The sequence below is a fragment of the Microcoleus sp. AT3-D2 genome, from assembly GCF_036705715.1.
In the GTDB taxonomy this organism is placed as follows: domain Bacteria; phylum Cyanobacteriota; class Cyanobacteriia; order Cyanobacteriales; family Microcoleaceae; genus Microcoleus.
In genome coordinates this window covers 35,642-47,951 of record NZ_JAUBVE010000020.1, presented here as the reverse complement: position 1 = coordinate 47,951, position 12,310 = coordinate 35,642, and the positions used below count along the sequence as shown (strand labels likewise).

Below are 12,310 nucleotides of genomic sequence, written 5' to 3'. Positions count from 1 at the left end.
TGATAGCGAAAATACCGATCGACCTTCCTCGCGCGCGCCGCCCCAAAATGTGCTCGGAAATTAGTCGCAGGGCGAGCAGGAAGGCCAAACTTCAGCTCAAATCTGACTCAGGCGGCTCCGGGTTCGGCTCTGGCGGGACAGATTCTTGCCTTTGCCGCTTCAACTCTGCAACTTTTTCTTGAGCTACATCCCTGACTTCGAGAGCTTTATCTTGGAATTTTTCCGCCAGACTTTGAGCGCCCCGCTTCACTCCTGCCACATTTTTGAGAGTTCTGTCGAAATCTTCGTGTAAAAACTCTGCTACCAGACCGACTTTTTTGTGCAGGCCCTCCGCGTACTGCACTGGCTCCGATACAGCAGCTTCAGAGACGATCGCCCGCTTGCTGCCGATGGTCGAAATAGCTGCCACAGGTAACAGGTAAATGTCGTCTAAAACGCCACGCCAGCCGCTCGATTTAAATAGGTAGTGGGTGACTGAACCCGTCCGGGCATCAAATAGGTAGTCAACCACTGCACCTGCCTGATTTCCAGCGTCCGTGAGCACCTCAAGCCCGATCGGACAAACAGCTTGTTCCGGCTGATACAATTCCGGCAGTTCCGGGTTAATGGTGACAAAAACATTTTCCCCCACCGTATCAACTTGCGCCCAAGCGAACCAAGTTTTTTTGCTGCCCAAAAGTCCCGACTTGCAAGTAAAGCCGATCGCCCGCTGGGAGTGAGCATCGAGCCAAACCCGATCTACCCTGCCGACCTCTTCCGCCGTTCTGCGGTCGATGGTGCGGCGGCCCTGCAGTTCGCTGCGCCTAACAATCTGTGGTGATGTACTCATAAATAAACTCCTGAGTGCCGCCTTTGAAAAATGTCGATCGTCCAAAGAAGCCGATTTAATATTCTTCTTCCGAATAATGGCGATTATTATCTGCCTCGGTTAACTCCTCCTCTTCCCTGGAAGTGCCAACTTCTTTTTGGTCGGGAACAGGAATCGTGCTAATGTGCACGCCGCCCGAGGGAGCGTTAATTTCCTTAGCCTCCCTGGGCTTGACGCTAATTTGTCCTAACTGGACTGAGGACTGATTCGGGCCTACGTTGATTTGAATTTTCGGACCTGAGCGAGCCAAGTGAACGATCAGACCGTCCACAATGGGAACCTTAGCGATCGGCTTACCATCGAGGTAAGTGCCGTTGGTACCTAAATTGATCAGTTCCCAAGTTATGCCGCTGCGCCGCAATTCGATGTGGCGACGAGAAACCACAGCGCTAAAAAGAACGACGTGGTTTTCGGTCGAGCGCCCGATCCGCACGACCTGCTCGTCTTCAAAGATCCAACTGCGGACGGGTATAGACTGGAGTGGATGTAGCAAGGTCAGCTTAATCACATTGGCAGCATTGAGTTTTGGTAGAGCGCCTCAAGATGCGATTTTAGATTTTAGACTTTCGATCGCCCAATCCAAACTCGCTCTAAGAGATTTGAAATAAAAACGTAACCAGGTCTCCTTTGCCCAGAGAGATGCGGTCTCCCGGTCGCAACCGGTGGCGGTTTCCCTTGGGTAGCGGAGTATTGTTGACGTAAGTGCCGTTGGAACTGCCTACATCTTCTAGGTAGCAAGCATCTCCCTCCACCCGGAGATTTGCGTGTACCCGAGAAACTATCTCAGAATTAGCAAATCCCGAAACATCAATATCCGGCGGTACTAAGTCATTTGGCTTGCCTATGTGAACCACAGACAGACTGTGAGGCAATTCCATCGGCGTATTTGTCTGAACGTGTAGCAGGCGGGCCGACTGCTGTTGCAGTTGAGTTTTAGCTACACCTGCAGGCTGTGGGCCCGGAACCGGAGGAGAGATATTTACTGGTGTTGCCACCGATTCAGTTGTAACAGGAACCGAGGGCGAAGGCGGGGGATCTGGAATCGTCGGAATGCTGGCGGGAGTTTTTTCCAAGTTGAGCCCCTTATTCAGGGTAACTAGAGGTTCCATTGCCATCAGGGGTTCGGGTGGCACTAAATCCGGCGCCGGTGACGATACCACTGTGGGGCCTACAGGCGAGGGGGACGGTACTGTCACCTCAACTTCTGGAACTATGGAACCCGGACGCAAGTTAAAGCCACACTGACCGCAAAATGCTGCATCTGTCTGAACTGCTGCACCGCAGTTCGAGCAACTTGCGGTAACAGGTAAAGGCGTGTAGCAAGCCTCACACTGGCTGGCCCCGTCGGGGTTCTGGTGATTGCAATTGGGACAGACAATCATCGATTTCTCCTTGCTATCGGCCAGATTTTTAAATCAGCCTCATCAAAAGTCGTTGGCTCTGAAACCCCGTCCTTACAGGACGGCTTTACATTGAATTGAATCCCCTTGCGGGGTAGGGGGTATGGTTGCCCCCCCGTGAGGATATGGTTGTCCTCAATCTCCCATTTCTGGGGTAAAGTTAGCTTCGCCAATGTTTAGGGAGCTTGTTAGGCTAGCAGCACTGTTCCAGTGACCTTAGAACTTTTTAACCACTAGCGACAGAGCAAGGGACTAGCTTCGTATCCCAGGGTGTCGTGACTCACAAAACGTAGTCAGTTAAGACTTAGGCTGGTCAGAATGGCTTGTTAGATTTCTCTTTCAAGCCTCATGCCTTTAGGCTGAGGTTCCTGACAAAAATACTCGTGTATATGGTCAAATTTTAACTTTAACCGCCACAATTCTTATATTGCTTCTAATACTAGCAACTGAGCTGACGCCGTGACGTTAGCTGTGATGGGCAAGATTGAGTTAGTGATAATCCTGACTGTGTTGGCACGCTTGCGGCTCTGTCGGCTATTTTACTGTTTCGCCAGCCGCCGCATCGAGCAGCCACCAAAGTTCGCCTTCTGGTTGAACGAGTCTGGCTGGATAGGTCATTTCGTCGGCTGCGGGGGCAAAAATTTGAGCTAGGGCGGGTTGTTTGCTGGCTCCTGCGACCATGAATATGACGCACCGGGCGCGGTTGATTAAGGGGACTGTAAAGGTAATGCGGGGTTGACCGTCTTTGTTGCCGACAGTTACTAGGGCGTCGCGGACTTCCAAGGCTGCTGTGCCGGGAAATAGAGAGGCTGTGTGGGCGTCGTCTCCTATGCCCAATAAAATGATGTCGAAGGCAGGAAACTCGCCCTCGGATACTTTGAAGAACTGCTGCAATTCGGTTTGGTGCGCCTCCGCGTCGGCTGCGGGGTCGCCGGCGCCTGTGGGCATGGGGTGGATGTTGCTGGCGGGGATATTCACTCGATCGAGCCACGCGAGGCGCGCCATTTTTTGATTGCTGTCTGGGTGTTCTGCGGGAACGTAGCGTTCGTCCCCCCAGAAAACGTGAATTTTATCCCAAGGCAGGTCTTGGGCTGCTATCGCTCTGTAGAGCGGTTCTGGTGTGCTTCCGCCCGCTGCGGCGATCGTACAAAGTCCGCGTTCGGCTATGGCTTCTGAGATTTTCGACAGCACAATCTCCAGCGATCGATCTATTAGTTGTTCCCGATTTGCTAATACTTCAACTACTTTTTTCATTGATTTCCTCTCAACTTTACTTGGGTGTTGTTCTCACCAATTGCCAATTTTACCTTGACATTTTGGTTTGAGGTCGATCGGCTGACAGACCCGGCAGGCCGGGTACAGCATCCCATAAAATTTTATCATCTTATGCCCCTGGATTTAAGGAAAGCAAGACATATTTCTACCAGTGCTTTATGGATTTTCACCTGTTGCATTGAGCTTTCGCAACTTTCAATCAAAAGTTCGATCGTACTCCGAGCATCTCTGCAGAAAGTAAAAAGCGTTTTTTGGGACTCCGATCCGTCCCGCACAGCAAAGTCTATAAATATAGCCAGCCTGACGATCGCACACCGACAGTAAAAGCCAAACCGAGATGCTCTTGATCGCACTTACCCGGCATAGCAAAAATAATCAAGATTGATGTGGTAGACTAGGAAAAATAGTTTTAAATCCGCACGCTCGGAAGGAAGCAAAACTATGTCAATTTTTAAGCGATTTCCTACATCAGTCCGCTATCTAATAGCGCGGTTGCGCCACTGGACGCAACCTGCGGTTTGGGCTCCGTTAGCCGTGCTCTGTGCAGGGGGGTTATTTATCTGGGAGGTCTCTGTAAATCCAGAAAGGTTGAGTATAGATGGCGAAGAAGAACCAGCCTCAAACACTCCAGCTTCGCTATCGGGACTATCTGCTGAAGATACTGCCATTGCGGCTGAAATCGACAGCTCACCAGTGCTAGTCAATCAGTTTAAGGGCTCTACTGCTTCTGAACTGAACTTGTTAAATTCATCAGTAGTAAAAAGCAAAGGTTTATTCGAGGAACTTCGAGATCGGGACTTAGAAAATCCTCAGCCATCTTCAGCCTCCAAGCGGGTAGGAAGCAGCGGATTGGTCCCCTTGCCAAATTTAGCAAATCCTGCTGTCGAGGCCGGAAACAATAACCCCCAAAATTCCAGTTTGCCAAGTTCAAACGCAACATCAGCGTTGAGTTTATCTGGCAGTGGGAGACTGACTTCCGAGATAAAAACGATCAAGCCTGAGTCTGGGGCTACAGCGACAGCAACTTTATCGCAGGCGTCGAGTGATGCTAATTCCGGTAAACAAAACGAAAATTCTCTGCCTTTGAGTCCGCTGCAAGCAGCTATGAAAAAATACGTCGTTGCTAACACTTCGGCAACGGCGGCTTCGGGTGAGAAAACAGCAGAATCGGCTACATTGCTCGATCGACCGGCTTCCGATCCGGCTGCAGGAAATGCGACAAATTTGCTCCCAACGACCGCTACTGCTCAAAGTGGAGCAAATCCTGTGAATGTTCCCACAGCACTTCCCCCAATTGTGGTTCCGACAAATACTGTGAGCAAGGAATCTCAAGAATTCTTAAAACCGACAGCTAAAGTCCCTGAATCATTTGCTGGGTTAAATTCCAGAGTACCCAGCCTCCCCGAAATTAATGCAGGGGCTGCAACGGTGGCTTTGCCGAAAAATCCCTACCAAACTAATTTATCTGGCTCAGGCTTCGCACCTGAAGTTCAACCTGTGGCACTTCCAGTAGCCATACCTTCGCCAACACCTCTACTTCCAAATGTCGGTGCATCTCCCTTTCCAAGTGCGATCGGGGGAAGCAAGATAATTAGCCCTGAATTCTCTCCCAATTCAGCGAATTCTCAATTTCAAACACCTCCACCGAGTCAGCTTAATTTGCCGCCGAACCAGCCTAACTTTGGAGTTGTTCCCCAAAATACCAATCAGGGCGTACAGCCCTTTCAACCTCAAACTTTTGCTACACCCCGCTCCCTGGCTCCAGGACGCTACATTGGTGGCGGCGAAATCAATACTTTTGCTAATCCTTAAATCAAGGAAGTTCGGTCACGAAAAGGATATTATCAATTCCCAATACTTAGGCTACGCGATTCATTTCCTTCGACTTCGGTTCTCCTCAGCTTAGTTGAAGGGTTCGCGTAACCGAAGGGAAGGGAGCCGAAGGCAGTCTAATGGCAGTACAAGTTCCGAATTCGCCATTCCCAATGTTAGTGGTAAAACTTACCTAGCGGCGGCCCGCGCCAACAACAATCCCCCGATTCCCAAGCCAAACACGATCGGCAGCCAAGCCGAAAGAATCGGAGTCAAAACAGCTTTCACGCCCATAGAACTGGTGATGAAAGAAAATACGTAGTAAGTAAAAATCACAACTACGCTAATACCAAAACTCGTTCCTCGGCCGGAGCGGCGCGGTTGAGTTCCCAAAGCGGCTCCCACTAAACCAAATACCATGCACACGAAAGGAAAAGCATATTTTTCTTGAATTCGCACCTTTAATTTGCGAATTTGCGGTTCGTCGCCGCTGTTTTTAAGGATATCCAAACGCTCTAAGGCTTGGGCAATGTTCATTTCCTTAAAATCCCGCGCTCTGGCAGCTAAATCTAAGGGTGTGCGGGGGAGTTGCAATTGCTGGTGTTGAAACCTAACTATATTGCGGTAAGAGCCATCAGGGGCAACTATATAAGCGGTTCCGTTGAAAAAATCCCAGGTATTTTCTGAGGGATTCCAAGTAGCTGATTCTGAAGAAACGATTTGATTGAGGCCAGGGGTGGAGCGATCGATAATTGTTAAACCTTTCATTTGCTGGCCGTCAAATTGTTCTGCATAAAAAAAGCGGGCGAGGATTTCGTCGCCGCCTTTTTCTGGTTTGCGAAATTCTGTGTAGATAATATTTCTATCTTGAAATATCGGTTTTTCTCGCTTCAGGGCTCTGTCTAAAGTGACAGTAGCTCTGTAGCTAGCGGCGGGTACGACTAACTCTTGCAAAGCAAAGGTGAAGCCGGCAACAATTAAACTCATTATCACTGCAGGCAGTATCAATCGGTAAACGCTAACTCCGCAACTGCGGAGGGCGATGAGTTCGCTGTCGCTGGACATTCGGCTGTAGGCCATTAAGGTTGCTAGCAGCATTGACATGGGGAAAGCCAATACTACGAAGTAAGGAATTTGCAGGAGAAAAATTTCTATGGCTGCGCCGTAGGGGAGGCCGGATTCTGCTACTCTGCGGACTAATTCAAATAAAGCTCCAACTGTGACGGCGACGGATGTAAAGAGTCCGACGCCAAATAAAAATGGGCCGATTAGTTCTTTGGTAATGTACCAGTCCATTACTGAAATTCTCGGCAGCCAGTTGATGGGATTCAAAGAATTGGATATTGCTATTTTCATAGTGGCGCTTTCTCGCAGATTGCTCCTCAATCTAAAATCTAAAATCTAAAATTCTGCCGTTTGCTGAATGCCTTCAAAAGACTATCGCACGAAGTTGTCACCTAAGTAATACTGTCGCACTAAAGGGTTGCTGTAGAGTTCTTCTTCAGCCCCGGAGGCTAAAATTTGGCCGTCTCGCATGATGTAGGCTCGATCGGTAATTTCGAGGGTTTCTCGGACGTTGTGATCGGTGATGAGGATGCCGATTTGGCGATCGCGCAGTTTAGCAATAATGGTTTGAATTTCGTCTACGGCGATTGGATCGACGCCTGCAAACGGTTCGTCTAAAAATAGGAACATGGGCCCGTCTCGCCCTGCAGCTAATGCTCTGGCTAGTTCAGTCCGCCGCCTTTCTCCCCCAGATATTTGAATTCCCAAACTGGATGCTATTTTTTCTAAGCGAAATTCTTGCAATAGGAAATCGACTCGCTCGCGCCATTCCCAGCGCGGCACTTGAGTTTGTTCTAGGACTAACAAAATGTTGTCGCGCACGCTCATGTTTCGGAAAATGCTTGCTTCTTGAGCGAGATAGCCAATTCCCAAATGCGCTCGCTGGTGCATTGCCAATTTAGTGATGTCTAAATCATTTAGCCAAACGGTGCCTTGATTTGGTTTTTCTAATCCGGTTGCTATGTAAAATGTTGTGGTTTTGCCGGCACCGTTTGGGCCTAGCAATCCTACGATTTCTCCTTGGGCTACCGACAGGTTGACGCGACTAACTACATTGCGTTTTCCGTAGGATTTGTGAATATTTTCGAGTACAATTTTCATTTTCGCTCCCGGCAACCTCTACAAGCTAAATTTCAGACTGCAGCTTTGTGCGATCGAGTCTCTAATTTAAATTTTACCTTTTCAAGTTGGTGAGTTTTATAAAGACGAAATTTCGCATCTATCCCAAGTAGTATATTTTGGCTGAGGCGAAATTTCGCTGCTGCAAGCCACTGTTACCGGGGGGCTGTAGTTGGACGTGGGGAGCCTACTGCATTTTGGGCTGCCGCATCTTGTTCCGGAGCAACCAAATAAACAGATTCTACCTGTCCTGGGTTGTCTGGCAGGGCAATAAACCGCCCTTCGTCGATGAGGTATGTTATGGTCTCGCCGCGCAGGCTGTTGCCCTGCTGCAATACGTAAACATCTCCGCTGAGAATGATCCGGCGCTCGCGGCTGAAGTATTGAGCTTGAGCTGCGGTTGCTTGTATTTGGCGGGCTGGATAGTTGATTTGGACGTTGCCGCGGGCTGTCACGATGCCGGTTTTGGAGTCGGCTTCTTGAATGTCCGATCGCACGCTGAGGGTACGCGGCGCGTCGGCTTGCGAATAGGTGGGAGAGGCGATCGCGCCTGCCAGAGTCAGGGGCAACAGCAGCGATAATCCTTTGAATATTCTGGAATTGAGTAGTTTAGCGGAGGGCATCATAAGCTTGGAGCCTCAATATTTGTGAAATTACTGAAGGGCATTATCTCCAGTTAGGTATTTTATCTTAACGGCCAGAAGGATTCCCGTGAGGTCGATCGATTGACCCGATAGTCTCAACCAATTATCCTAGCAAGACAACAGCGAATTTAATTGGCTATTTTGCTGAGTGGCTGCAACTGTCTTAACGGGGAACGGGCAAGATGCTCGTTACACAGCAAATCAATCTACTTGTGCAGCGGGCAACAAAGCCAGCCCTCCTCTGTGTAGAGGCAAAGTCTACTGCACACCCTAATACAAACATTTATTTAACCTTTATTTAACTTTTCGGTACTTTGATAATTCGCGGCAATTGCAAGCCTGCAACTTCTGTACCTGCGAACAACTGTTGAAATTTAGCTACTTCCTCCGGGCCAGCTTGTTGCAAAGCGCTCAAAAGTTTAGCACTTTGTCCGAGCAAGTCTTCAACAGCAATTCCGGCATAAATCGGCTGATAATAACTCAGCCGATTTATTCCTTCTCCCAGCAAGATTACTGCACCACGCCAGTTTTGATTTCCTAAGTGATAAAGCGCGACCGCAATTTGCAATATTCCCTGATAAAACCTTTTTTCCGGCTCACTGGCTTCCATCCACAAAGCCTCTAAAGTATCGTGACAAGCGTAAAATTCTTGGCTGTTAAACTGTTCGATACCTTGCCAAAATTCGAGCGGGATTTCCTCTGTCATTCGATTGGAGATTGGGGATTTTCGATGGCGGATGTGTGTTTGAGTAGGCGGCGATCGATTTTTTTAAATAGCTAAGCCTTAAAAATAGGAAAAATAACGACCTGTTTTCAAAACTACTGCCCTTTCACGACCGCCTGCTTAACCGATTACATAGTATCTCTGACAGCTTGAATCTGATCCATTCCTATTTCCTGATTAGTTCCAGCGAAATCGTTATCTGGCGTCAGAAATAACATACAGTGACACTCTTTGCGCTCGCGCATGGGAATGCAGGGACAGTTCCAGTAGGCGGCTTTTACTTCGGCTTCTTTATCTTCGTAATGCCGACAAGGACATAAGGGAGCACCTAGTTCATCCTTGTGTTTGGCTAGTCCTTCTATCACCACAGCAGTGACGGAAGGCTCCGAACAAAAGTAAGTTCCCGTTCGCTTGGCGTAGGTTTCGGAGAAATTCTTCATCGCCTCCAAAGTTTTTTCGTTGGAGAGTTTAGATTTTTCTGTTGTGTTCTCTGTTGTGTTCATAGTTTAGGATCGGAGTTGAGGATGCTACGAGCTTTTAACAATTGTAGCGCAGAATGTGGTTTTAAACACTTGTATGTTTCTGTTTACTTACAAGGAGGAAAACCTTGACAAAGATTGAGTTTTAGGTTGTTGGTTTTTTACTGGTTTTTGTCTATCGCGGAGGGTGCGGGAAACTGGCTGCAGACCCGGTTTTTGAAGCAGCCAAAAGATTTGGGCGATTGAGGACCCTCAACAATTATCCCCCAAAGGGGATAAAAATCTGATAAGATAGCACAGCCCTGTCCCTGTTAGTGGCATCTGATGGCAACTTCCCCGAAGCGCACCGGCACCGGCGATCGAAAATCTCTTCCGTCTGGGCTGATTTGGCCGGATGACACCGAGTTAGTCGGATTAGTGTTTGAATTGACTCCCGGCGCTGCTAGCTATCTGTACGCGCAGTATGCTATAGGTTTGCACGCTTGGTTTTTAGGTCAAGTACACCAAACTGACCCGGATTTATCGCAACTTTTGCACGATGAACAGTCCGAAAAAGCCTTTACTATTTCGGGATTGGAAGGTGATTTGCTTCCCGGTGGCAAAGAATTTCAGCTTTTGGGCGATCGAATTTATCGCTGGTACGTAACAGGATTTTCAAAGCCAGTAGTGCAGTGGCTGAGTCAGTGGCTGCAAAATTTGCCCGAACAGATAGATTTGCGAAATTCTCCCCTACTAATTCGCTCTTGGGATATTGCTCTTGAACCCACAACTTACCAGCAATTATTAACAGCAGAACTCCCATTTTCGCCCACCATCAAACTTAGTTTTGTGACTCCTACAAGCTTTCGTAGCAAAGGGCATCACTTCCCTTTGCCAGTTCCCGAAAATGTTTTTCACAGCTATTTGCGCCGCTGGAATAACTTTTCGGGGGTAAATTTTGACCAAGCAGAATTTTTGAATTGGATTGATGAAAATGCAATTATTAGCCGCCACAAATTGGAGTCGCAAAAGGTAGCGGCGGGCAAAAAAGGCATGGTAACGGGATTCACTGGGGCTGTGGAATTTGGGCTAGGGCGATCGGCTCACAATCGCCCTGATTTTGTACAATTATTTTATGCTTTGGGGCGCTTAGCCCCTTATTGCGGCACTGGCCACAAAACAACTTTTGGATTGGGACAAACGCGAGCACAATGGTTGACAGAAGCGCTACCTGAAGTATCGATACAAAGCGTATTGGCGGCGCGAATAGATGAATTGACACAGAAGTTTATGGCACTGAGAAAGCGTACAGGCGGAAGTCGCGCTGCTGAGATTGCTGAAACTTGGGCGACGATTTTGGCGCGCCGGGAATTGGGGGAATCTTTGTTTGATATTGCTGGTGATTTGGAAATGCCTTATGAAACTGTGAAAACTTACGTGAAGTTGGCAAGAAGGGCTTTGAAAGTGGAGGATTAGCACGAATTTGTTGACTGTTGACTGTTGACTGTTGACTGTTGACTGCTGACTAATGACTTTTAGTAAATAGGTATATGTCGTCTCGCTGATATTTTAGTTGAAATTGAGGGGTATTTTTTAGTTTGGTTACTATGTTTTTAACAAATTCTCGATCGCTCATCCAGCCAGGATATCTGAGGTTCAGCAATACATAATCAAATTCTGCGAGATTTGCAGGCGGCGCGTGAGCCTCAGTAAATTTTACTACAGGGCGGTGCGCTAAGTGCGGAGCAATCTGAGCAGTTGTTAAAACACTGCCTTTGGTTTCAACAAGAGAAATTGCTTCTCTAGTAGCGGGCAAAGTGTCGAACCCATTTAAATAAATAGTCCAAAAATAGCCGTATTTCGCTAAAGCTAAGAAAGCAATCAATGACCAAATTACAATGACTCTAGGCAATGGATAATTAGGAAGTGGCAATCTATCAAATATTGTCTTTCCCTTTTGCTGATTGCTAGCTGCTAAACTGGAAATTACGGCAACCAACAAAAACGGCAATATCGGCACAGAATATTGATGAATTAAATCCCGCTGAGCGGGGCTAGCGGAAAGAATATTTATCGCCAAAATCGGCACAGCACTAATTAAAGATGACAGATGACGCGGGGACAGCCACCAAATTACAGGTAATAGCAATAAGGCTAAATATTCCAAAGTCTCTAGAGAAAACAAACGCTCTAAAACTAGATTGGGTTTCACTATTAAATTAATAGCAATTTCAAAAACCGAGTTTCCCAAATATTGATATCGCCAGATTCCCGCGGGTGCTCTTCCCTGATTAAAATACGGTATAACTGCCTGAGTAGCTACCAGGAACCAACCCGCGCCTAGAAATAGAGCGATGAGCCCACAAGTGCGTTTTTTGTCAAAACACAACAGCCACAAACCCATCGCAGCCACAGTTAAAGATAGCACGGCTTTGCAGCTCAAAACTAATACAATAGCAGCACAAAACCACAAGGTTTTATTCAGCCTCGCGGCTAAGATTGCTGCTAGCAGTGCTGGTAAAGCAATTACTTCTGGGTGGAAGTCGAAGAGATTGACATTAAATACTAATGGATACAGGAGGTAAATACAGGCGATCGCCCAAGAAATGCTATTTTTTAATCCGGCTTGACGTGCCAAACTCCAACTCGGCCAAACACCTAAAGCTAGGGAAACAGCTTGCACTAAAAAAAGCCAGTGAACATCGGGATATATTTTGTAAAGTAAAGCTAGGGGATAGAAAATAAAAGAGGCGTGATCGCCCAAAATATTTATGGCGAGCAAAGAGGAAAATGGCGTTTGATTTTGGGAGATTAAATAAATTGCTTGATCAAAAATTGCTAAGTCGAATACAGTTGACTGAAACAAAGCGTGCCGCGCGCTGCTGGCGGTAAATAAGACTATCGTTGTCACGACAATCATTAAAAATATTGGATGAAATTTTAGG

At 47.5% G+C, this 12,310-nt stretch carries 12 protein-coding genes; 2 read left to right on the top strand and 10 right to left on the bottom strand.

Going from position 1 to position 12,310, the window contains the following annotated elements; all coding sequences use genetic code 11:
* Positions 1-91: 91 nt before the first annotated feature.
* The 4 genes from QUB44_RS11645 to pgl form a co-directional block, all read right to left on the bottom strand.
* Positions 92-829 carry a PRC-barrel domain-containing protein gene (locus QUB44_RS11645; RefSeq protein ID WP_333367044.1) on the bottom strand — a complete coding sequence of 246 codons (738 nt, stop codon included), beginning with the start codon at positions 827-829 and terminating at the stop codon, positions 92-94.
* A gap of 55 nt (positions 830-884) precedes the next feature.
* On the bottom strand, positions 885-1,361 hold the full coding sequence (locus QUB44_RS11640) for an FHA domain-containing protein (protein ID WP_333093871.1): 477 nt from the start codon (positions 1,359-1,361) through the stop codon (positions 885-887).
* A gap of 97 nt (positions 1,362-1,458) precedes the next feature.
* Positions 1,459-2,250 carry an FHA domain-containing protein gene (locus QUB44_RS11635; RefSeq protein WP_333104120.1) on the bottom strand — a complete coding sequence of 264 codons (792 nt, stop codon included), beginning with the start codon at positions 2,248-2,250 and terminating at the stop codon, positions 1,459-1,461.
* Positions 2,251-2,802: 552 nt separating this feature from the next.
* Positions 2,803-3,522 carry a 6-phosphogluconolactonase gene (gene pgl, locus QUB44_RS11630; protein WP_333367041.1) on the bottom strand — a complete coding sequence of 240 codons (720 nt, stop codon included), beginning with the start codon at positions 3,520-3,522 and terminating at the stop codon, positions 2,803-2,805.
* 462 nt (positions 3,523-3,984) lie between these two features.
* On the opposite strand from pgl, the gene QUB44_RS11625 reads away from it, so the two are divergent.
* A complete protein-coding gene (locus QUB44_RS11625; protein WP_333367038.1) occupies positions 3,985-5,355 on the top strand; it encodes a hypothetical protein in 1,371 nt (456 codons plus the stop codon).
* A gap of 189 nt (positions 5,356-5,544) precedes the next feature.
* Here the strand turns inward: QUB44_RS11625 and QUB44_RS11620 are convergent, their stop codons facing one another.
* The 5 genes from QUB44_RS11620 to QUB44_RS11600 all read right to left on the bottom strand — a co-directional run bounded on the left by QUB44_RS11620 (position 5,545) and on the right by QUB44_RS11600 (position 9,410).
* The gene (locus tag QUB44_RS11620) at positions 5,545-6,711 is read right to left on the bottom strand and encodes an LptF/LptG family permease (RefSeq protein WP_333367035.1); all 1,167 of its coding nucleotides are present in this window, start codon (positions 6,709-6,711) and stop codon (positions 5,545-5,547) included.
* 81 nt (positions 6,712-6,792) lie between these two features.
* The gene (lptB, locus tag QUB44_RS11615; RefSeq protein ID WP_333146003.1) at positions 6,793-7,521 is read right to left on the bottom strand and encodes an LPS export ABC transporter ATP-binding protein; all 729 of its coding nucleotides are present in this window, start codon (positions 7,519-7,521) and stop codon (positions 6,793-6,795) included.
* 173 nt (positions 7,522-7,694) lie between these two features.
* Positions 7,695-8,165, bottom strand: a complete 471-nt coding sequence (locus tag QUB44_RS11610; protein ID WP_333157985.1) for an LptA/OstA family protein — start codon at positions 8,163-8,165, stop codon at positions 7,695-7,697.
* Positions 8,166-8,481: 316 nt separating this feature from the next.
* Positions 8,482-8,889, bottom strand: coding sequence for a DUF309 domain-containing protein (locus tag QUB44_RS11605; protein ID WP_333367032.1), 408 nt, complete (start codon positions 8,887-8,889; stop codon positions 8,482-8,484).
* Between the two features lie 146 nt (positions 8,890-9,035).
* Positions 9,036-9,410: a ferredoxin-thioredoxin reductase catalytic domain-containing protein gene (locus QUB44_RS11600; protein WP_333129403.1), complete on the bottom strand. Its 375-nt coding sequence runs from the start codon at positions 9,408-9,410 to the stop codon at positions 9,036-9,038.
* 300 nt (positions 9,411-9,710) lie between these two features.
* On the opposite strand from QUB44_RS11600, the gene cas6 reads away from it, so the two are divergent.
* Positions 9,711-10,841, top strand: a complete 1,131-nt coding sequence (gene cas6, locus QUB44_RS11595) for a CRISPR-associated endoribonuclease Cas6 (RefSeq protein WP_333367029.1) — start codon at positions 9,711-9,713, stop codon at positions 10,839-10,841.
* A gap of 49 nt (positions 10,842-10,890) precedes the next feature.
* Here cas6 and QUB44_RS11590 read toward each other — a convergent pair whose 3' ends face one another.
* On the bottom strand, positions 10,891-12,285 hold the full coding sequence (locus tag QUB44_RS11590; protein ID WP_333367025.1) for a DUF2079 domain-containing protein: 1,395 nt from the start codon (positions 12,283-12,285) through the stop codon (positions 10,891-10,893).
* Positions 12,286-12,310: the final 25 nt, after the last annotated feature.